Origin of the sequence: Staphylococcus arlettae (genome assembly GCF_025560845.1) — a bacterium.
GTDB classification, from domain to species: domain Bacteria; phylum Bacillota; class Bacilli; order Staphylococcales; family Staphylococcaceae; genus Staphylococcus; species Staphylococcus arlettae.
In genome coordinates, this window is record NZ_CP094803.1 from 951,376 (window position 1) to 972,946 (window position 21,571).

The 21,571-nt window shown below is 33.0% G+C and carries 20 protein-coding genes; 18 read left to right on the forward strand and 2 right to left on the reverse strand.

Annotated features, from left to right (window positions below):
- Nucleotides 1–48 precede the first annotated feature (48 nt).
- From MUA37_RS04550 to dinB, 16 genes are all read left to right on the forward strand, one after another.
- The gene (locus tag MUA37_RS04550; RefSeq protein ID WP_103388393.1) at nt 49–627 is read left to right on the forward strand and encodes a DUF2179 domain-containing protein; all 579 of its coding nucleotides are present in this window, start codon (nt 49–51) and stop codon (nt 625–627) included.
- Nucleotides 624–809 (forward strand): NETI motif-containing protein, encoded by a 186-nt coding sequence (locus tag MUA37_RS04555; RefSeq protein WP_002509157.1) that lies wholly within the window; start codon nt 624–626, stop codon nt 807–809. The genes MUA37_RS04550 and MUA37_RS04555 overlap by 4 nt, the downstream gene beginning before the upstream one ends.
- A 208-nt stretch (nt 810–1,017) precedes the next feature.
- The gene (gene purB / locus MUA37_RS04560; protein ID WP_002509158.1) at nt 1,018–2,313 is read left to right on the forward strand and encodes an adenylosuccinate lyase; all 1,296 of its coding nucleotides are present in this window, start codon (nt 1,018–1,020) and stop codon (nt 2,311–2,313) included.
- A 117-nt stretch (nt 2,314–2,430) separates the two neighbouring features.
- Nucleotides 2,431–2,733 carry a YerC/YecD family TrpR-related protein gene (locus tag MUA37_RS04565; protein ID WP_002509159.1) on the forward strand — a complete coding sequence of 101 codons (303 nt, stop codon included), beginning with the start codon at nt 2,431–2,433 and terminating at the stop codon, nt 2,731–2,733.
- A gap of 176 nt (nt 2,734–2,909) precedes the next feature.
- Nucleotides 2,910–3,587 carry a M15 family metallopeptidase gene (locus tag MUA37_RS04570; protein ID WP_107379957.1) on the forward strand — a complete coding sequence of 226 codons (678 nt, stop codon included), beginning with the start codon at nt 2,910–2,912 and terminating at the stop codon, nt 3,585–3,587.
- A 141-nt stretch (nt 3,588–3,728) separates the two neighbouring features.
- On the forward strand, nt 3,729–4,421 hold the full coding sequence (gene pcrB, locus MUA37_RS04575) for a heptaprenylglyceryl phosphate synthase (protein WP_002509161.1): 693 nt from the start codon (nt 3,729–3,731) through the stop codon (nt 4,419–4,421).
- Nucleotides 4,418–6,616 (forward strand): DNA helicase PcrA, encoded by a 2,199-nt coding sequence (pcrA, locus tag MUA37_RS04580; RefSeq protein ID WP_142019527.1) that lies wholly within the window; start codon nt 4,418–4,420, stop codon nt 6,614–6,616. The genes pcrB and pcrA overlap by 4 nt, the downstream gene beginning before the upstream one ends.
- A gap of 4 nt (nt 6,617–6,620) precedes the next feature.
- Nucleotides 6,621–8,627 carry an NAD-dependent DNA ligase LigA gene (gene ligA / locus MUA37_RS04585; protein ID WP_135024403.1) on the forward strand — a complete coding sequence of 669 codons (2,007 nt, stop codon included), beginning with the start codon at nt 6,621–6,623 and terminating at the stop codon, nt 8,625–8,627.
- A 12-nt stretch (nt 8,628–8,639) separates the two neighbouring features.
- Nucleotides 8,640–9,854 (forward strand): CamS family sex pheromone protein, encoded by a 1,215-nt coding sequence (locus tag MUA37_RS04590; RefSeq protein WP_262624858.1) that lies wholly within the window; start codon nt 8,640–8,642, stop codon nt 9,852–9,854.
- A gap of 360 nt (nt 9,855–10,214) precedes the next feature.
- Nucleotides 10,215–10,517, forward strand: a complete 303-nt coding sequence (gene gatC, locus MUA37_RS04595) for an Asp-tRNA(Asn)/Glu-tRNA(Gln) amidotransferase subunit GatC (protein WP_002509165.1) — start codon at nt 10,215–10,217, stop codon at nt 10,515–10,517.
- 1 nt (nt 10,518) lies between these two features.
- A complete protein-coding gene (gatA, locus tag MUA37_RS04600; protein ID WP_107373921.1) occupies nt 10,519–11,976 on the forward strand; it encodes an Asp-tRNA(Asn)/Glu-tRNA(Gln) amidotransferase subunit GatA in 1,458 nt (485 codons plus the stop codon).
- A 12-nt stretch (nt 11,977–11,988) separates the two neighbouring features.
- Nucleotides 11,989–13,416, forward strand: coding sequence for an Asp-tRNA(Asn)/Glu-tRNA(Gln) amidotransferase subunit GatB (gatB, locus tag MUA37_RS04605; protein ID WP_002509167.1), 1,428 nt, complete (start codon nt 11,989–11,991; stop codon nt 13,414–13,416).
- 175 nt (nt 13,417–13,591) lie between these two features.
- Nucleotides 13,592–14,509 carry a diacylglycerol kinase gene (locus MUA37_RS04610; protein ID WP_002509168.1) on the forward strand — a complete coding sequence of 306 codons (918 nt, stop codon included), beginning with the start codon at nt 13,592–13,594 and terminating at the stop codon, nt 14,507–14,509.
- A 92-nt stretch (nt 14,510–14,601) separates the two neighbouring features.
- Nucleotides 14,602–15,975 (forward strand): 23S rRNA (uracil(1939)-C(5))-methyltransferase RlmD, encoded by a 1,374-nt coding sequence (gene rlmD, locus MUA37_RS04615; protein ID WP_021459033.1) that lies wholly within the window; start codon nt 14,602–14,604, stop codon nt 15,973–15,975.
- Between the two features lie 139 nt (nt 15,976–16,114).
- Complete coding sequence (locus tag MUA37_RS04620; RefSeq protein ID WP_262624859.1) at nt 16,115–16,666, forward strand: DUF3267 domain-containing protein; 552 nt, start codon at nt 16,115–16,117, stop codon at nt 16,664–16,666.
- A 128-nt stretch (nt 16,667–16,794) separates the two neighbouring features.
- Complete coding sequence (dinB, locus tag MUA37_RS04625; protein ID WP_002509171.1) at nt 16,795–17,868, forward strand: DNA polymerase IV; 1,074 nt, start codon at nt 16,795–16,797, stop codon at nt 17,866–17,868.
- On the opposite strand, the gene MUA37_RS04630 is transcribed toward dinB, so the two are convergent.
- Entirely contained in the window at nt 17,865–18,419 is a 555-nt protein-coding gene (locus MUA37_RS04630) for a 3'-5' exonuclease (RefSeq protein ID WP_002509172.1), read from the reverse strand. The two genes, dinB and MUA37_RS04630, sit on opposite strands and share 4 nt — an antisense overlap.
- Nucleotides 18,420–18,644: 225 nt before the next feature.
- Nucleotides 18,645–19,148: an H-type ferritin FtnA gene (gene ftnA / locus MUA37_RS04635; RefSeq protein WP_002509173.1), complete on the reverse strand. Its 504-nt coding sequence runs from the start codon at nt 19,146–19,148 to the stop codon at nt 18,645–18,647.
- A gap of 171 nt (nt 19,149–19,319) precedes the next feature.
- On the opposite strand from ftnA, the gene murT reads away from it, so the two are divergent.
- Nucleotides 19,320–20,630: a lipid II isoglutaminyl synthase subunit MurT gene (gene murT, locus MUA37_RS04640; protein ID WP_262624860.1), complete on the forward strand. Its 1,311-nt coding sequence runs from the start codon at nt 19,320–19,322 to the stop codon at nt 20,628–20,630.
- Nucleotides 20,631–21,356, forward strand: coding sequence for a lipid II isoglutaminyl synthase subunit GatD (gene gatD / locus MUA37_RS04645; RefSeq protein ID WP_002509175.1), 726 nt, complete (start codon nt 20,631–20,633; stop codon nt 21,354–21,356). It abuts the gene before it with no gap.
- The last annotated feature ends 215 nt before the right edge of the window (nt 21,357–21,571 follow it).

Below are 21,571 nucleotides of genomic sequence, written 5' to 3' on the forward strand. Positions count from 1 at the left end.
TACTGATACACTAATTTAGATTTAAAGTATTGAAAGAAGGAGTAAGTCATGTCAGTTATTGCATCAAATCCGTGGCTCATGGTATTAGCGATATTTATAATTAACGTAGCGTATGTAACATGTCTAACAATGCGAACGATATTAACGTTAAAAGGCTATCGATATGTCGCGGCAATAGTAAGTTTTGTCGAAGTACTTGTTTATGTTGTTGGTTTAGGACTAGTGATGTCTAGTCTAGATCAAATACAAAATATTGTTGCTTATGCCTTTGGTTTCTCTATCGGTATTATTGTAGGTATGAAAATAGAAGAAAAATTAGCGTTAGGTTATACAGTTATTAACGTTACATCATCTGCATATGAATTAGATTTACCAAAACAATTAAGAGATTTAGGTTATGGTGTTACACACTATACTGCATATGGTCGTGATGGTAATAGACTGATTATGCAAATTTTAACACCGCGAAGATTTGAATTTAAGTTAATAGAGACCATTAAACAAATTGATGACAAAGCCTTTATTGTAGCTTATGAACCAAGAACGATTCACGGTGGTTTTTGGGCTAAAGGTCTTAAAACTAAAAAACTTAAACAATATGATACAGATGAAGTGGAAAGTATATGAAAAAACAACAAAAATTTACAGTTGAAGAACATGAAACAATAGAACAATGTTTGCAACGTATAAGAGAAGCAGGCTATATGCCTGTTAAACGTATAGAAAAACCTGTCTACAAAGAAAATAAAGATGGCAGTGTAGAAGTATTAAAGCAAAACATCGAATTTGTAGGTAAAAAAATAGAATAATTAAGCAATGGTTGAGTTAAAGTTATAGAAAAGCTACTCAACCATTTTGTTTTTAAATGTACACTTAAAAACCTTATACTTTTTAAGGTGATTCTGTTAAACTATAGTTGAAGGTACTAAACACGAACTTTATACGAAAACATTTTGATAATGTACATGTTTTGGAGTTTGTTACATAAAATCTTATAGATGATAGGAGTTTAATGAAATGATAGAACGTTATTCAAGAGAAGAGATGTCAAATATTTGGACAGACCAAAATCGTTATGAGGCTTGGTTAGAGGTTGAAATTTTAGCTTGTGAAGCTTGGAGTAAACTAGGTCATATACCAGAAGAAGATGTTAAAAAAATTCGTGACAATGCACAAGTAAATGTCGAACGTGCACAAGAAATAGAACAAGAGACACGTCACGATGTTGTTGCTTTTACAAGACAAGTTTCTGAAACACTTGGTGAAGAACGTAAATGGGTACACTATGGTTTAACATCTACAGATGTAGTAGATACTGCATTAAGTTATGTCATCAAACAAGCAAATGATATCATCGAACAAGATTTAGAACGTTTTATTGAAGTTTTAGCACGTAAAGCAAAAGACTATAAATATACTTTAATGATGGGTCGTACACACGGCGTACATGCTGAACCGACAACATTCGGTGTGAAAATGGCATTGTGGTATACAGAAATGCAACGTAATCTTGAAAGATTTAAGCGTGTAAGAGAAGAAATTGAAGTCGGTAAAATGAGTGGTGCAGTTGGTACTTTTGCGAATATTCCACCAGAAATTGAAGCACATGTTTGTGAACGTCTTGGCATTGGTGCAGCACCAGTTTCAACACAAACGTTACAACGTGATAGACATGCATATTATATTGCTACACTAGCATTAATAGCAAGTTCAATGGAAAAATTTGCAGTAGAAATTCGTAATTTACAAAAAACTGAAACACGTGAAGTGGAAGAAGCATTTGCAAAAGGTCAGAAAGGTTCATCAGCAATGCCACACAAACGTAACCCAATCGGTTCTGAAAATATTACAGGTTTATCTCGTGTTATTAGAGGCTACATTACTACAGCATATGAAAATATCCCATTATGGCACGAAAGAGATATTTCACATTCTTCTGCAGAACGTATTATGTTACCAGATGTAACGATTGCATTAGATTATGCTTTAAATAGATTTACTAATATCGTAGATCGTCTGACAATTTATGAAGATAATATGAAAGCAAATATAGATAAAACGTACGGTTTAATTTTCTCACAACGTGTGCTATTATCGTTGATAAATAAAGGTATGGTACGTGAAGAAGCCTATGATAAAGTTCAACCTAAAGCTATGGAATCATGGGAAACGAAAACACCATTTAGAACATTAGTTGAACAAGATGATGCAATCACGTCACTTTTATCTACTGAAGAACTTGATGAGTGTTTTAATCCGGAACATCATTTAAACCAAGTTGATACAATTTTTGAACGTGCAGGATTAGTTTAAAATAGCGTGATTACAGCGTCTTATAAAGAATTTCAATTTTTTAAGGGAAATTACTACATTTTAATGCGTTAGTACGTTAAAATGAGATTAAATTGAAATGTACAGGGGTTGTTTTATATGCAAATTGAAAAATTAAGAGGACAAGCGTTAGACGAATTATTTGATGCAATATTAACGCTTGAAACACGCGAAGAATGTTATCAATTTTTTGATGATTTATGCACAGTTAACGAGTTGCAATCATTGTCTCAAAGATTACAAGTGGCAAAAATGATTAAACAAGGATTTACTTATGCTACGATTGAACAAGAATCCGGCGCATCGACAGCGACAATTTCAAGAGTAAAACGATCATTACAATGGGGCAATGACGCCTACACTATGATTTTAGATAGAATGAATATTGAAACTGCAGATTAGTATAACTGAATTATGTGAAGATGTTTCTGTTTGGTCACTTTAATAGTATACAGACAGTTACTAATGCAACCTCAAAGAGTCAACAACGAAATGTTGACTCTTTTTGTAGTGGCATAATATAATCTGTAGCTGAATAAAAAGCATAAATGAACTAGATCGTGCAAGGGGGATAATAAGTGAAGAAAAAAACTTTTAGTCTCGTGTTAGTTATTTTGATAGTTAGTTTCACAGTGTTTATTGTGCAATTATTTATTACTGTTAGTAGTAATAAGAGTAATCAATATACTGCTTATGTTAAGCCAGAAAATGCATTGCCAATCTTAACAACTGAAGACGGAGTAACTAAAGTAAATGGACACGTTTTAGTTAATGAACAATATAGTTTGCCGAAAACTTATAACCCAGGTGAAAGTAAACATGCACGTCGTCAGTTAAATAAATTGTTAGCACAAGCTGAAAAAGAAGAAATTGATTTAAAATATAGAAGCGGTTTTAGAAGCTACGAAGAACAACAAAAACTCATCAAGCAAGCGATTAAACAAGATGGCCGACAGAAAGCATATGATTATACTGCGAAACCTGGTCATTCTGAACATCAAACAGGACTTGCTTTTGATGTTGGAACAGATGCCCCTTTATCCAATTTTAAGAAAGAATTTGGTCACTCTAAAGAAGGGCGCTGGCTAGCGAAACATGCTAAACAATATGGATTTATTATACGTTATCCTAAAGGGGAAGAAGATTGGACAGGTTATGAATATGAACCGTGGCATTTAAGATATGTGGGCGACAGTTTAGCTCATACAATACATGAAGAGCAGACTAGCTTAGAAAAATATTATAATTTAAAATAATATGGCATTTAACGACGATTTTTTATTAAATGCAGCTACAAAATCATCTTAAAATTTAAGGTGATTTTTTGTTGCAATTTTAGAACTCAAATCATAAAAATGCTATAATCAGATGTATGCTATAAGAAGGAGTAACATGCAATGTATAACATTAAAGAATGGCAACATATTTTTAAATTAGACCCAGCAAAAGATATAAGTGATGCGGACTTAGAGTCCATTTGTGAGTCCAATACAGATGCTATAATAATTGGTGGTACTGATAATGTTACTGAAGATAATGTTATTCATTTAATGAGTCGCGTTAGGCGTTACCCATTACCTTTAGTATTAGAAATTTCTAATATAGAAAGTGTAATGCCTGGTTTTGACTTTTATTTTGTGCCGACAGTGCTAAATAGTAACGATGTCACATATCATAATGGGATATTACATGAAGCGTTAAAAACCTATGGACATATGATTGATTTTAATGAAATGGTTTTTGAAGGATATGTGGTGTTAAATTCAGACAGTAAAGTGGCTCGAAAAACACAAGCAACTACGGATTTAACAATTGAAGATGTTGAAGCGTATGCACAAATGATTAACAACATGTATAAATTACCAATCATGTATTTAGAATATAGTGGACAATATGGAGATGTCGAGATTGTACGCAGTGCCGCAGAAATGCTTACTGAAACTCAGTTGTTTTATGGTGGTGGGATAGTTGATTTAGATACTGCAACTGAAATGGCAACGTATGCAGATACAATTATAGTTGGAGACATCATCTATCAAGACATAAAAAAAGCGTTAAAAACAGTGAAAATAAAGGAGTTACATAAATGAATTCGTTAGTAGAGAAAATGAATGATGAACAAAGTTTAGCGGTGAGAACCACAGAAGGTCCATTATTAATCATGGCAGGTGCAGGTTCAGGAAAAACACGTGTGTTAACACACCGAATTGCTTATTTATTAGATGAGAAGGATGTATCACCGTATAACATTTTAGCAATTACATTTACTAATAAGGCTGCCAGAGAGATGAAAGAGCGTGTGGAATCACTTGTCGGGGAACAAGCTGAAGTGATATGGATGTCAACGTTTCACTCGATGTGTGTACGTATATTACGTAGAGATATTGATAGACTTGGTATAGAACGCAATTTTACAATTATTGATCCTACTGATCAAAAGTCAGTAATTAAAGATGTGTTAAAACAAGAAAATATTGATAGTAAAAAATTCGAACCACGCATGTTTATTGGAGCTATTAGCAATTTAAAAAACGAATTAAAAACACCTGAAGATGCACAAAATGAAGCAACAGACTATCATTCACAAATGGTCGCAACTGTTTACAGTGGTTATCAACGTCAATTGTCACGTAATGAAGCGTTGGATTTTGATGACTTAATCATGACAACAATTAAATTGTTTGAACGTGTTCCAGAAGTATTAGAATATTATCAAAATAAATTTCAATATATACATGTGGATGAGTATCAAGATACTAATAAAGCACAGTATACTTTAGTACAACAATTAGCGAGTAAATTTGAAAACTTATGTGTTGTAGGGGACTCAGATCAATCTATTTATGGATGGCGTGGTGCTGATATCCAAAACATTCTATCTTTCGAAGAAGATTACCCACAAGCAACAACAATATTTTTAGAACAAAATTATCGTTCAACTAAAACCATCTTAACAGCTGCGAATGAAGTAATAAAAAACAACTCTGAGCGTAAACCTAAGGGTCTATGGACTGGCAACACTGAAGGTGAAAAAATTCAATACTATGAAGCGACAACTGAACGTGATGAAGCGGAATATGTTGTACGTGAAATAATGAAACAGCAAAAAAAGAATAAAAAGTACAAAGACATGGCGATATTGTATCGTACAAATGCGCAATCACGTGTGCTTGAAGAAACATTTATGAAATCGAACATTCCATATACGATGGTAGGCGGTCAAAAGTTCTATGACCGTAAAGAAATTAAAGACTTATTAAGTTATTTACGAATTGTAGCAAATAGTAATGATGATATTAGTTTACAACGCATTATTAATGTACCTAAAAGAGGTATCGGTCCATCCTCAGTAGATAAAATTGCTAATTATGCACGTCAAAATGACATTAGTATGTTTGATGCATTAGGTGAAGTCGATTTTATCGGCTTATCCAAAAAAGTAACTCAAGAATGTATTACTTTTTATGAATTAATGCAGAACCTCATTAAAGAACAAGAATTTTTAGAAATAAGTGAAATTGTAGAAGAAATTTTACAAAAATCAGGGTATAGAATGATGTTAGAAAAAGAACAAACACTTGAATCTCGTAGTCGCTTAGAAAACATCGATGAATTTATGTCAGTTCCTAAAGATTATGAAAAAAATACCCCTTTAGAAGAACAATCGTTAATTAATTTTTTAACTGATTTATCATTAGTAGCTGATATTGATGAAGCGCAAATTGAAGATGGTGTTACTTTAATGACAATGCACTCTGCGAAAGGTTTAGAATTCCCGATAGTCTTTATAATGGGAATGGAAGAATCTATCTTTCCACACATTAGAGCAATTAAAAGTGATGATGAGCACGAAATGGAAGAAGAGCGCAGAATTTGTTATGTAGCGATTACTCGTGCAGAAGAAGAATTATTTATTACCCATGCAACGTCTAGAATGTTGTTTGGACGATCACAGTCAAACTTACCTTCTCGTTTCTTAAGAGAAATCCCAGAAGAATTATTAAATAACACTTCAAGAACGTCTGCACAAAGTCATAAAATTAATGCTGCAACTAAAAAACCTGAAAAACGAGGATTTAGTAAAAGTGTTCGTCCTTCTAAAAAACAGGTAAGTACAAATGAATGGCATGTAGGTGACAAAGTGACGCATAAGTCTTGGGGAGAAGGCATGGTTAGTAATGTAACTGAGAAAAATGGTTCAGTTGAATTAGACATTATATTTAAATCCGAAGGTCCTAAAAGATTATTAGCGCAATTCGCACCTATTGAGAAGAAGGGGGAATAACTTCATGAGTCAACAAATTGAACAACGTGTTGAAACGTTACGACAATTATTGAATCAATATAGTTATGAATACTATGTAAAAGATCAACCTTCAGTACCAGATAGTGAATATGATAAGTTATTACACGAGTTGATTGATATAGAAGTAGCACATCCTGAAATGAAAACTGCAGATTCTCCGACCGTTAGGGTGGGAGGAACTGCACAATCAACGTTTGAAAAAGTAAAACACGATACCCCTATGTTAAGTTTGGGAAATGCTTTTAATGAAGAAGATTTAAGGAAATTTGACCAGCGAATACATGATCAAATAGGCACAGTAGAGTATATGTGTGAATTGAAAATTGATGGGTTAGCAGTGTCATTAAAATATGAAAATGGTGTATTTGTAAAAGGTCTAACTCGTGGCGATGGCACAACGGGTGAAGATATTACAGAGAATTTAAAAACCATTCATGCCATTCCATTAAAAATCAAGAAGCCACTTACATTTGAAGTTCGCGGTGAAGCATATATGCCTAGATCCTCATTTTTAAAATTAAATGAAGAAAAGGCTCAAAACGAGGAACAGCCATTTGCTAACCCTCGTAATGCTGCAGCAGGCTCACTAAGACAATTGGATGCACGTTTAGCTGCCAAAAGAAAGCTCAGTGTGTTTTTATATAGTGTAAATAATTTTACGGAATTTGATGCAACTACACAAAGTGGCGCTTTAGATGAATTAGATGAACTTGGTTTTAAAACGAATCAAAAACGTAAAAAAGTTGGAACTATTGACGAAGTATTGGAATTTATATCTTATTGGACTGAGCAACGTGAATCACTGTCTTACGATATAGATGGCATAGTCATTAAAGTGAATGATATTGAACAACAAGAAGAAATGGGATATACACAAAAATCACCACGGTGGGCAATTGCATATAAGTTTCCTGCTGAAGAAGTAGTTACTCAATTACATGATATTGAATTGAGTATTGGACGTACAGGAGTAGTAACACCAACGGCGATTTTAGAGCCAGTTAGAGTCGCTGGCACAACAGTATCAAGAGCTTCATTACATAACGAAGATTTAATTCATGAAAAAGATATTCGAATTGGTGATAGCGTAGTAATCAAAAAAGCAGGCGATATTATACCAGAGGTCGTATACAGTATTGTTGAAAGGCGTCCTGAAGGTGTTGAAACATATCATATGCCGACACATTGTCCTAGCTGTAACCACGAATTAGTTCGTATTGAAGGAGAAGTTGCGTTAAGATGCATTAATCCTAAGTGTCAGGCACAATTAGTTGAAGGACTAATACATTTTGTATCTCGCCAAGCTATGAATATTGATGGTCTAGGCACAAAAATTATTCAACAGCTTTATGAAAATAATAAAATTAAAGATGTAGCGGATATTTATTATTTAACTGAGGAAGATTTGTTGCCATTAGAGAGAATGGGGACTAAAAAAGTAAGTAACTTATTATCAGCTATTGAAGCCTCAAAAGAAAATTCACTCGAACAGTTATTGTTTGGACTAGGTATTAGACATTTAGGTGTAAAAGCCAGTCAAGTGATTGCAGAGAAATACGGTACGATTGATAAATTATTTGAAGTTACGGAAGAAGAACTTATTGAAATTCATGACGTAGGTCACAAGCTAGCGCAATCTGTTGTAACGTATTTAGACAACGAAGATATTCGTGCACTCATTAATAAATTAAAAGAAAAACATGTTAATATGGATTTTAAAGGGGTCCGTACAACTAATATAGAAGGACATCCTGACTTTAAAGATAAGACAATTGTGTTAACTGGCAAATTACATCAAATGACTAGAAATGAAGCTGCACAATGGCTAGAGTTACAAGGTGCCAAAGTAACTAACAGTGTAACTAAAAAAACAGATGTCGTTATTGCCGGTGATGATGCAGGATCTAAATTAGCGAAAGCGGAAAAATTCGGTACTACGGTATGGAGTGAAAATGACTTTATCGCAAAACAAAAAGAAATTATGAATTAGAGGAGATAGTGCATGAAACGGACATTATTACTAATCATCTCAGCAATTATCGTATTATCAGCATGTGGCAATTCGGAAGAAAACAAAAAAGAGTCAGATAAATCCAATGAGCAAGCAACAGAAAATAAAAAAGGCTCTGTGAAGGAAATAGCGACAGATAAAAATGTACAAGGTAATAATTATAGAACAATTTTGCCATTTAAAGAAAGTCAAGGTCGTGGTTTGCTTCAAGACAATATGGCGAATAGTTACAACGGTGAGGATTTCGAAACAGGCTTATTAGAGTTAAGTAAACAAGTTTTTCCGACAGATGACTACTTATATCAAGATGGCCAATACCTAGATAAAGATACTACTAACGCCTACTTACAGCCGAAATATACTAAAGATGAAATAGACAAAATGGATAAAGATGAACGTGAAGAAAAAAATGCTAATGAAAATTTAGGGTTAAATCCATCGCATAAAGGTGAGACGGACCCTGAGAAAATTGCAGAACAAGCTCCAGCATATTTATCTAATATTTTAGAACAAGATTATTATGGTAGCGGTGATACAAAAGGTAAAAACATCAAAGGTATGACAATTGGTTTAGCGATGAATGGTACATACTATTATCAAAAAGAAAAAGATGGGGAAACATTCAGTAAAAATCTAGATGATAAAGAAATCAAGAAACAAGGAAAACAAATGGCTAGTGAAATATTAACAAGATTACGTGAAAACAAAGATTTAAAAGATATTCCAATTCATTTTGCCATTTATAAACAATCTGGAAAAGATGCGATCATACCAGGTGAATTCATTGCAGGGACAACTGTAGAAAAAAGTAAAACGAAAATTAACGAGTGGAATGATATTAACCAAGAAACGGTATTATTACCTTCTGATGAAGCAGGTGAATTAGACGACAATTTGAATGAGAACTTTAAACAATTTAATGATAATTTACAGTCATACTTTAGTAATTTCACACAAGCTGTAGGTACAGCTAAGTTTGAAAATAAAAAAATCAAAGAACTTGTTGTCGATTTACCAATAGATTATTATGGTAGAGCTGAGACAATAGGTATTACGCAATATGTAACAGAACAAGCAGATAAATATTTCAAAGATATAGATGAATATGAAATTCATATAAAAGATGGCAACAGTTCGAAAGCTTTAATTAGTAAATCTAAAGATGATGATGAACCACAAGTTCATATTTACAAAAATAGTAATTAGCATATATTCACAATATGCATACAAAAACGAAAGCGCATGTAGTATGTATCATTTCTAGAAGATAGTAATGTCTATGATTGTAAACAAAAGAAAATTGTAAGTTAAATATGTGAGTTTATATTTAAGGGAGTAAGATTGAAGTCAACAATGAACGCGTAGACTTCAATCTTACTCCTATTTTGAATTGAATATGAAAGGCACATCGGACAGAGTAATATTTATTTGTAAAAATAAGTAACAATTACTAAATAATGGAGATGAAGTTAGTAATAAATTGAATATTTATTAAAATACTTAGATTTTTAAGGCGAATTTTGGTACAATTTTGTAATGAATGAGTAAAAGGAGGCTTTTTATTTAATGGCTAAAGTTACACGTGAAGAAGTTGAACATATAGCAAATTTAGCTAGACTTCAAATTTCAGAAGAAGAAACTACAGAAATGCAAGAAACGTTAGAAACAATTTTAAATTTTGCCAATCAAATAGATTCTGCAAAGACAAGCGATATTGAACCAACATATCATGTCCTTGATTTACAAAATGTATTAAGAGAAGACAAAGCGATAGAGGGTATTCCTCAAGAGCAAGCATTAAAAAATGCAAAAGAAACGGAAGATGGACAATTTAAAGTACCATCTATCATGAATGAGGAGGACGCTTAAAATGACCATCCGTTACGAATCTGTGGAAAACCTAATAACTTTAATTAAAAATAAAGAAGTAACACCATCACAAATTGTAAGTGATATATATGATGCAATTGAAGAAACAGATCCTACAATAAAATCATTTTTAGCTTTAGATAAAGAAAATGCATTACAAAAAGCTAAAGAATTAGATGACTTACAAGCTAAGGATCAAATGGAAGGTAAACTTTTTGGTATTCCAATGGGAATCAAAGATAACATTATTACTGAAGGTGTCGAAACGACATGTGCTAGTAAAATGTTAGAAGGCTTTGTACCGATATATGAATCAACAGTGATGAATAAATTGAAAGCTGAAAATGCTGTATTAGTCGGGAAAGTAAATTTAGATGAATTTGCAATGGGTGGTTCTACAGAAACTTCTTATTTCAAGAAAACAGTAAACCCATTCGATCATACAGCTGTACCTGGTGGTTCTTCTGGTGGCTCTGCAGCAGCAGTAGCAGCTGGTTTAGTTCCATTTACATTAGGTACTGATACAGGAGGTTCCATTCGTCAACCTGCAGCATATTGCGGCATAGTTGGGATGAAACCTACATATGGAAGAGTATCACGTTTTGGACTTGTAGCATTTGCCTCTTCATTAGACCAAATTGGACCATTAACGCGCAACGTTAAAGATAATGCATTAGTTCTTGAAGCTATTGCTGGTGTTGATGAAAATGATTCAACAAGTGCACCAGTTGAAAATGTGGATTTCACTTCTACTATTGGTCAAGATATTCAAGGATTAAAAATTGCGTTACCTAAAGAGTATTTAGGTGAAGGAATTGATGAAGAAGTTAAGGCATCAGTTAAAACTGCAGTAGACACTTTAAAATCATTAGGTGCCACTGTTGAAGAAGTATCATTACCAAATACGAAATACGGTATTCCATCATATTATGTAATTGCATCATCAGAAGCATCATCAAACTTATCTCGTTTTGATGGTATTCGTTATGGTTATCATTCACCAGAAGCAAACTCACTTGAAGAATTATATAAAATGTCAAGAAGTGAAGGCTTCGGCGAAGAAGTAAAACGTCGTATTTTCTTAGGAACATTCGCTCTAAGTTCTGGATACTATGATGCATTTTATAAAAAATCACAAAAAGTTAGAACATTAATTAAAAACGACTTCGATAATATCTTTGAAGATTATGATGTAGTAGTAGGACCAACAACACCTACAACTGCTTTCAACATTGGAGATGAAATTGACGATCCTTTAACAATGTATGCAAATGACCTATTAACTACACCAGTTAACTTAGCTGGGTTACCAGGTATTTCTGTTCCTTGTGGTCAATCAAATGGTCGCCCAATTGGCTTACAATTCATTGGTAAACCGTTCGATGAAAAAACGTTATATCGTGTCGCTTATCAATATGAAACTAAATTTAATCTTCATGATGAATACGAAAACTTATAAGGAGTGGAAATAATGCATTTTGAAACTGTTATCGGACTTGAAGTCCACGTTGAGTTAAAAACCGAATCAAAAATGTTTTCACCAGCCCCTGCACATTTTGGAGCTGAACCAAACTCAAATACTAACGTAATTGACCTTGCATATCCAGGTGTATTACCAGTTGTTAACAAACGTGCAGTCGATTGGGCTATGAGAGCTGCAATGGCTTTAAATATGGATATTGCAACTGAATCTAAATTTGATCGTAAAAACTATTTTTATCCTGATAATCCAAAAGCATATCAAATTTCTCAATTTGACCAACCAATAGGTGAAAATGGTTATATTGATATTGAAGTAGATGGTGAAACAAAACGTATTGGTATTACACGTTTGCATATGGAAGAAGATGCTGGGAAATCCTCACATAAAGATGGTTACTCACTTGTTGATTTAAATAGACAAGGTACACCATTAGTTGAAATTGTATCAGAGCCAGATATTCGTTCTCCTAAAGAAGCATATGCATACTTAGAAAAACTACGTTCTATTATTCAATATACAGGTGTTTCTGATTGTAAAATGGAAGAAGGTTCATTACGTTGTGACGCTAATATATCATTACGTCCATACGGGCAAATGGAATTCGGTACAAAAGCTGAATTAAAAAACTTAAACTCCTTTAACTATGTGCGTAAAGGTTTAGAATATGAAGAAAAACGCCAAGAAGAAGAATTATTAAACGGTGGAGAAATCTTACAAGAAACACGCAGATTTGATGAATCAAATGGCAAAACAATTTTAATGCGTGTTAAAGAAGGTTCAGATGACTATCGTTACTTCCCAGAACCAGATATCGTACCGCTATACGTTGATGAAGCGTGGAAAGAACGTGTACGTCAAACTATTCCAGAATTACCAGATGCACGTAAAGCAAAATATGTTTCCGATTATGGTTTACCAGCATATGATGCCCACGTCTTAACACTGACAAAAGAAATGTCAGATTTCTTTGAAGGTGCAGTAAAAGCTGGAGCAGATATTAAATTAACATCAAACTGGTTAATGGGTGGGGTAAATGAATATTTGAATAAAAATCAAGTAGAATTACAAGACACTCAATTAACACCAGAGAACTTAGCTGGCATGATTAATTTAATAGAAGATGGCACAATGAGTAGTAAGATTGCTAAAAAAGTCTTCCCAGAGCTAGCAGAAAATGGTGGCGATGCAAAACAAATTATGGAAGACAAAGGATTAGTACAAATCTCTGATGAAGCAACATTATTAAAATTCGTCAATGAAGCGTTGGATAATAATGAACAATCTGTTGAAGATTATAAAAATGGTAAAGGCAAAGCTATGGGATATTTAGTTGGCCAAATCATGAAAGCTTCTAAAGGACAAGCAAACCCACAATTAGTTAATCAATTATTAAAACAAGAATTGGATAAACGTTAATTGTAAGTTAAATCTATAGTTATTTTCAGTTACCTGCGAGCACAATAAATTACTCGCAGGTAACTTATTGTGTGAAAAATTTGAGTTGAGACAAAAATATATAATTGAAATGCTTTCAACTCGTTTCTAAATCCTTTAATATATAAGATGAGTATACTAAGTTGAGGGATAAATTATGAGAAAAAAAGCTAGAATTATTTATAATCCAACGTCAGGCAAAGAGCTTTTTAAAAGAACATTGCCAGACGTTTTAATTAAACTAGAAAAAGCAGGATTTGAAACAAGCGCTTATGCTACCGAGAAAAGTGGAGACGCAACTGAAGAAGCCCAAAGAGCTTTGCAAGGAAATTATGATGTATTAATAGCTGCAGGTGGAGATGGCACTTTAAATGAGGTCGTTAATGGGATTGCTGAACAACCCAACAGACCTAAATTAGGTATTATACCTATGGGGACAGTCAATGACTTTGGACGAGCTTTACATTTGCCTAATGATATCATGAGTGCTATTGATGTTATTATCGATAATCACATAACTAAGGTCGATATAGGAAAAATGAATAACAGATATTTTATAAACTTAGCTGCAGGTGGCCAATTAACACAAGTATCTTATGAGACACCTAGTAAGTTGAAAACAATTGTTGGACCATTTGCTTACTATATCAAAGGCTTTGAAATGTTACCTCAGATGAAGGCAGTTGATTTAAGAATCCAATATGACGATGAAGTTTTCCAAGGTGAAGCTTTACTATTCTTGCTTGGGTTAACTAATTCTATGGCTGGCTTTGAAAAGTTAGTACCTGACGCTAAGTTAGATGATGGCTATTTTTCACTTATTATAGTTGAGAAAGCAAACCTAGCAGAATTAGGACATATTATGACTTTGGCTTCTAGAGGAGAACATACTAAACATCCGAAAGTTCATTATAAAAAAGCAAAAGCAATTAATATTTCTTCATATACAGATATGCAGCTAAATGTTGATGGAGAATATGGAGGCAAATTACCTGGTAACTTTTTAAACTTAAAGCAACACATCGAAGTATTCACACCTAGTGATGTAACAATCAGTGAGTTAACAGAGCAATAATAAATGTAATATACGAGCACGTAGTTTAATAATAAGAGGTTAGGTAAATATCTAAAAACATCCTAGCCTCTTTTAGTATGGAGTGAATGACTGTGAATACTATTCAAAAAAACGAAGTAAGAACTGGAAAAGTAGTGGACCTAACACATGAAGGACATGGTGTAGTAAAAATTGATCGTTATCCTATTTTTGTGCCTAATTCTTTAATTGATGAAACGATTGAATTTAAAATTATCAAGGTAAAAAAGAATTTTGCCATAGGTAAATTACTAACAATAGCGACAACAAGCCCTGAGCGAGTGGAACCACCTTGTGTGTATTACTATAAATGCGGTGGCTGTCAGTTACAACATATGAGTTATGAAGCACAATTAGCGATGAAAAAAGAACAAGTTATCACATTATTTCATAGAAAAGCTAATTTTAACTCAACAATTATAGGCGATACTATTGGGATGACTAATCCATGGCGATATAGAAATAAATCACAAATTCCTATTGGGAAAAATAGTGATGACCAAGCAATAATGGGCTTTTACCGTCAGAGAAGTCACGATATTATTAATATGGACGAGTGTCTAATACAAGATGAACAACATCAACACATGATGAATTTTATTAAACAATGTTGTAATGAATTAAATATTAGTATTTATAATGAAAAAACAAAAAAAGGTTTGTTGCGTCATTTAGTAGTTCGTACTGGTCATCATACAAACGATTTAATGGTGATTTTAGTCACTAATGGAAAACAATTCCCGCAAGCTCAACAACTTATTTCACGTTTAATACAGAACTTTCCCCAAGTGACGAGTATTAAGCAAAATATTAATACGACACATTCTAATGTCATTATGGGTGATCAGTCATATACATTATATGGTGAAGATAAAATCATTGATACTTTAAGTGAAATTACATTTAAAATCAGTGATCAATCCTTTTATCAAATCAATTCTGCTCAGACTGAAAAACTTTATCAAAAAGCTATTGATTATGCTAATTTAGCAGGAAATGAAATAGTACTAGATACGTATTGTGGTATTGGTACAATCGGGTTATATATGGCTCCTAAAGCAAAACATGTTTATGGTGTCGAAGTAGTCAAAGAAGCAATCGAGGATGCTAAGCAAAATGCTCAACTTAATGAATTTGAAAATACAACTTTCGTCTGTGGTAAAGCTGAAGATGTTATCTTACAATGGAAACAAGAAGGAGTACACCCAGATGTTGTGATGGTAGACCCTCCAAGAAAAGGCTGTGATGAAACATTTTTAAATACATTATTAGCCTTAGAACCCAAAAAAATAGTCTATATATCTTGTAATCCTTCTACACAACAACGTGATGCACAAATACTTGCAACAAAATATAATCTTACCCAAATTACACCAGTCGATATGTTTCCACAAACAACTCATGTAGAAACAGTGGCGCTTTTTGAACGCTTGACATCTAACGAATGATGCAGTGTAAAATGTTTCAATATGGAAAAGTTTATTAAAACTATATTACAGACAATTTATTTTATTGAATTTTATAATATAGGCATTTATAATCAAAATTGAAATTAATATTAATGTGATTGAGTGAGGAGGGTGAATAGTGTTTAAAGTTAGTTTGTTTTCAAATAAAAAGGCGCTAGAGCGCTTTGCATTGTTTCAACTTGCGGTTATTATGATTACCATTTTGTGTTCATATAAAATTGCTTATGCGTATACGCATATCATAGAACAAAATTTAATATTGAATATACTTTTCGGTGTGATTGGATTTGTAGTTGTAGCAGTTATACATGAATTTATTCATAACTTGTTATTCCGAGGTTTTTCCAAAGGAAATAAGCCTATTCATCGCTTCCACTTTGGCATAATATCAACACATATGCCTAACGTTTACTTTAAAAAATGGCAATATGCCATAATCATACTTACACCGTTAGTTGTTATAACAACAGTACTTTCAATATTATTCTTATTCTTTTCTTATTCATCATTAATATTTATTGGAAGTTTTCATATAGGTTATTGTCTTCTTGATTTATATTTTGTAATGGGAGTATTAAATAATAAAGTGAAATACATTGAAGACACTGAAGAAGGTCTAATTTATTACACAGAATCACCATTACAAGAAGTACAATCAGAAACAAAATAATAGTACAAATGATTCACTCCAACATGTCAGTAGGACAAGCTTTTGGAGTGTTTTTTGTTTGATTGTATTATAATTTAACTGGTTGATGATACATGGATGAACAAATTATTGTGCAGGAGGGAAAAGTTATGCATGAAAGACGAATAATTCATATTGACATGGATTACTTTTTTGCACAAGTTGAAACGAGAGATAATCCATCTTTAAAAGGGAAACCAGTCATAGTAGGTGGTAAAGCAAGTGGACGAGGTGTAGTGTCTACGGCTTCATATGAAGCAAGGAAATATGGTGTTCACTCAGCAATGCCTATGGCTCAAGCGCATAAATTATGTCCCAATGGTTATTATGTAACGCATCGTTTTGAAGCATATAGAGCGGCCTCAAAAATTATTATGAGCATTTTTAAAAGTTATACTGAAATTGTTGAGCCACTATCATTGGATGAAGCATATTTAGATATAACACATTTAGTGAGACCTGACTTACCAGCATCAACGATTGCACAATTTATCAGACGTGATATATGGGAGCAAACACAGCTCACAGCATCTGCAGGTGTTTCATACAATAAATTTCTAGCAAAATTAGCGAGTGGTATGAATAAACCTAATGGCTTAACAATTATTGATTATCATAATGTGCATGACATTTTAATGGGGCTAGATATTGGAGACTTTCCCGGTATTGGAAAAGCAACTAAACAGAAAATGCACGACCATGAAATTTTTTGTGGCCGAGATTTATATGAACAAAGTGAATATAATTTAGTGCGGTTGTTTGGGAAGCGAGGTCACGGCTTATATAATAAAGCCCGAGGTATCGATCATAATTTAGTAAAGCCTACGCGAATTCGTAAATCAGTAGGTACTGAACGTACTTTTGCTACAGATATGAATGATGATGAGGCAATACTGCAAAAGGTATGGGAACTGAGCACTAAAACAGCTGAAAGATTAGCAAAATTACAAAAGTCAGCCAAAACAGTAACCGTAAAAATCAAGACATATAAATTTGAAACATACTCTAAGCAACGAAGTTTGAGAGAGCCAGTGAGGTCTGAAACAGATATATACAATATTGCGTATGCTTTGTTTACAGAATTAAAAGAAGCGGATGTACCGATTCGGTTAGTAGGAGTAACTGTTGGAAATTTAGAAAAAACGACATTTGAAAATATGACGATATATGATTATTTAAATTAATCCTTATCTTGTAATTGTTTACCATAGACGTTTAACATGGCTTGTAAGTTATCATAGTGTTTTAATAGGCGAAACGTAATCATAGCACAAGCTTTAGCATCGTTAAGCGCATCATGATGTCCATGAAAATCTAAATTATAAAATTTCATCATATGGTTTAACCCATAACGCGAGTTACTGACAGTACGTCGTGCTAATTGCAATGAGCAAAAATACGTCATAGCTGGTGTATCACAGTGAATATACTTGATACTTTCATGTAGTACAGTCATATCAAAAGAAGCATTATGAGCTACCACTGGTAATTGATTGATAAATTGCATCATATAAGGATATACTTCTGCGAAAGTTGGAGCTGATTTGACATCACTACTTTGTATACCATGAACTGCTATGTTTTGTTGTGAAAAGTAATCATGAGGATTGACGAGCGTATAAAAAGTTTCTACGATTTCATGGTTCACAACTTTGACCATACCTATAGAACAAATACTAGTACGTTTTCCATTTGCAGTTTCAAAATCAAGTGCTACGAAGGCATTATCGTTCATTAGCTTTAAATCCTTTCTGTGTGAAAATGAGTTTTAGACATATTACTATAAAAAAATAGTTCACGAGGTATTTTAACATACAATAGATAATATTTATTATATAATAAACATGAGATTGTGACAGCAGTGCTTAAAATCTGAGTCCTCATTATAGGTACTTCAAACAATAATCACACGTCCCAACCTCATGGTAATGTATCGTATTAATTTATTAGATGAAACTTATTATTCCTCTTCATCAAAAGAACGTGCAGCAAGCTCTTTTTCATATAGATATAACGTATTGTGGTCATCGCCAATGCGTTTTAAGTAATCAATATGAGTTTCAAACATTGATTCTTCTTCTACTTGTTCATCTAAGAACCAGTTTAAAAATGAAATAGTAGCATAATCTTTATCTTTGTTCGCGATATCTGATAAGTTGTAAAATCTACGAGTAACATCTTGCTCTTGAGTTAGTCCATCTTCAAAAGTTTCTAAGATACTTTTGAATTCTGATTTAGGAGCTGATATAGCAGAAAATACGGCATGCTCACCACGATCATTGATATAATCATAAATTTTCTTACCATGGAAACGTTCTTCTTTTGCTTGTTGGATATAAAAATTTGCAAAACCTTCATAGGACTCTTTATCACAGTATGCAGCCATTGCCATATAAGCATGTGCTGCAAAAAATTCATGGTTCATTTGTTCATTTAAAGCATTTAACAATTCTTTATTTAACATAAATAACAGCCTCCTATTGATGTAATTGGTACAAGTATAGCAAAACCATTGTTTTTAGTAAATAATAATAGTTACAATCTGTGTATTGTCAAACCTTTTTAATTGAGAATGGTTTGGAAAGCATTTAAATCGTGTTATAATATTTTAGCGAATAATTAAGGGAGGAAACTTATGAGACATTGGACTGCAACTCGATTAGCCAAATTGGCAAGGTCAGCTAGTAGAGCTGTCGGTAAGAAAGGAACAGACTTACCTGGCCAAATTGCGCGAAAAGTGGATAAAAATATATTGAAAAATTTAGCTTCAAAAGTAGATGAAATTGTATTTATTAGTGGTACAAATGGGAAAACAACTACATCTAATTTAATTGGTCACACTTTAAAGAAAAATGATATTGACATTATACATAATAATGAAGGAGCTAACATGGCTGCTGGTATCACTTCAGCATTCATATTACAAAATACGGCTAATACAAAAATAGCTGTTATTGAGATAGACGAGGGTAGTATTCCAAGAGTATTAAAAGAGATGACTCCGACAATGATGGTATTTACTAACTTTTTCAGAGATCAAATGGACCGTTTTGGTGAAATTGATATAATGGTTAATAATATTGCTAAAGCAATTGAAAATAAGGGAATAAAATTATTGTTAAATGCAGACGATCCTTTTGTTAGTAGATTAAAAATAGCGAGCGATACAGTTTTATATTATGGTATCGAAAAAAATGCCCATCAATTTGAGCAAAGTACAATGAATGAAAGTAAATATTGTCCAAACTGTGGAAAATTATTATATTATGACTATATACATTATAATCAAATTGGACATTATCACTGTGCGTGTGGGTTCAAGCGTGAACAACCTAAATATGAGATTTCTGAATTTACATTATCACCATTTATAAATATGGTAGTGAATGAAACCACTATGAACATGAAAATAGCAGGAGATTTTAACGCATATAACTCATTAGCTGCTTACACAGTTTTACGAGAATTAGGTTTAGAAGATGACCTTATTCGTAAAGGCTTTGAAACATATACATCACAAAATGGACGCATGCAGTATTTTAAACATGGGGAAAAAGAGGCCATGATTAACTTAGCTAAAAACCCTGCAGGTATGAATGCCAGTCTGTCAGTAGGTGAAAAAATAGAAGGTAGCAAAGTATATGTTTTAGGTTTAAATGACAATCCAGCAGACGGTCGAGATACATCATGGATTTATGATGCAGATTTTGAAAAGTTATCACGTCAAACTATCGAAGCAATAATTGTAACTGGGAATAGAGCAGAAGAATTACATTTACGATTAAAGCTAGCTGAAATAACGGCTCCAATTATCGTAGAAAAAGATATTCACAAAGCGTCAGCACTAACAATGAATTATGCTAGTTTTACAGTAGCAATTCCAAATTATACTTCATTAGCACCTATGTTAGATCAGTTAAATCGTTCTTTTGGGGAGGCAAACTAAATGAAAGAACTGACCATTTATCATTTCATGCCAGATAAATTAAATTTATATAGTGATATTGGCAACATTATCGCATTAAAACAACGGGCAAAACAACGCAATATAACAATTCATGTCGAAGATATAAACCAAACTAAAGGTGTAACTTTAGAAAATTGTGATTTATTCTTCATTGGTGGTGGAAGCGACAGAGAACAAGCGCTAGCAACCCAAGAATTAAGTAAAATTAAAAACACTTTAAAAGAAGCTATTGAAGATGGTATGCCAGGCTTAACAATTTGTGGCGGTTATCAATTTTTAGGTAGTAAATATATAACACCAGACGGTACAGAATTAGAAGGTTTAAATATTTTGGATTTTTACACACAATCTAAAGAAGAGCGTTTAACTGGTGATATTGTAATAGAGAGTGACACATTCGGTACTATTGTAGGGTTTGAAAATCATGGTGGTCGAACATATCATTCGTTTGGCACTTTAGGTAAAGTCACACATGGATTCGGCAATAATGATACAGACGGCAAAGAAGGTATTCATTATAAAAACTTATTAGGTACATATTTACATGGACCAATATTGCCTAAAAATCACGAATTAACAGATTACTTATTAGAAAAAGCATGTGAGAGAAAAGGTATTACTTTCGAACCAAAACAATTAGACAATACAGTAGAAGAAGCGGCAAAACAAGTTATAGTTAAGCGCGTGAAAAATAATAAAAAGTAGCTATTAATAAAACCACTAAGTTTACTTACTTAGTGGTTTTTAGATTGTCTACTAAGTTTATGGCTTTGTTGGCAGTTTTTGTGCACGCTTTCCGCGGGCACTGCCTCATCCTGTAGTCTTCGGCTGGTGCTCTTCCCGCAGGAGTCGGCCCAAAGCACTGCCAATATAATAATATATAAATTAAAAGATAAAAAAGAGTGATTTGAGAGAAGATT

What these genes read in the sequence shown, in the direction of transcription:
- MUA37_RS04550 (WP_103388393.1), top strand. Translation starts at nt 49, where the DNA reads ATGTCAGTTATTGCATCAAATCCGTGGCTCATGGTATTAGCGATATTT.
- MUA37_RS04555 (WP_002509157.1), top strand. Translation starts at nt 624, where the DNA reads ATGAAAAAACAACAAAAATTTACAGTTGAAGAACATGAAACAATAGAA.
- purB (WP_002509158.1), top strand. Translation starts at nt 1,018, where the DNA reads ATGATAGAACGTTATTCAAGAGAAGAGATGTCAAATATTTGGACAGAC.
- MUA37_RS04565 (WP_002509159.1), top strand. Translation starts at nt 2,431, where the DNA reads ATGCAAATTGAAAAATTAAGAGGACAAGCGTTAGACGAATTATTTGAT.
- pcrB (WP_002509161.1), top strand. Translation starts at nt 3,729, where the DNA reads ATGTATAACATTAAAGAATGGCAACATATTTTTAAATTAGACCCAGCA.
- pcrA (WP_142019527.1), top strand. Translation starts at nt 4,418, where the DNA reads ATGAATTCGTTAGTAGAGAAAATGAATGATGAACAAAGTTTAGCGGTG.
- ligA (WP_135024403.1), top strand. Translation starts at nt 6,621, where the DNA reads ATGAGTCAACAAATTGAACAACGTGTTGAAACGTTACGACAATTATTG.
- MUA37_RS04590 (WP_262624858.1), top strand. Translation starts at nt 8,640, where the DNA reads ATGAAACGGACATTATTACTAATCATCTCAGCAATTATCGTATTATCA.
- gatC (WP_002509165.1), top strand. Translation starts at nt 10,215, where the DNA reads ATGGCTAAAGTTACACGTGAAGAAGTTGAACATATAGCAAATTTAGCT.
- gatA (WP_107373921.1), top strand. Translation starts at nt 10,519, where the DNA reads ATGACCATCCGTTACGAATCTGTGGAAAACCTAATAACTTTAATTAAA.
- gatB (WP_002509167.1), top strand. Translation starts at nt 11,989, where the DNA reads ATGCATTTTGAAACTGTTATCGGACTTGAAGTCCACGTTGAGTTAAAA.
- MUA37_RS04610 (WP_002509168.1), top strand. Translation starts at nt 13,592, where the DNA reads ATGAGAAAAAAAGCTAGAATTATTTATAATCCAACGTCAGGCAAAGAG.
- dinB (WP_002509171.1), top strand. Translation starts at nt 16,795, where the DNA reads ATGCATGAAAGACGAATAATTCATATTGACATGGATTACTTTTTTGCA.
- MUA37_RS04630 (WP_002509172.1), bottom strand. Translation starts at nt 18,419, where the DNA reads ATGAACGATAATGCCTTCGTAGCACTTGATTTTGAAACTGCAAATGGA.
- ftnA (WP_002509173.1), bottom strand. Translation starts at nt 19,148, where the DNA reads ATGTTAAATAAAGAATTGTTAAATGCTTTAAATGAACAAATGAACCAT.
- murT (WP_262624860.1), top strand. Translation starts at nt 19,320, where the DNA reads ATGAGACATTGGACTGCAACTCGATTAGCCAAATTGGCAAGGTCAGCT.
- gatD (WP_002509175.1), top strand. Translation starts at nt 20,631, where the DNA reads ATGAAAGAACTGACCATTTATCATTTCATGCCAGATAAATTAAATTTA.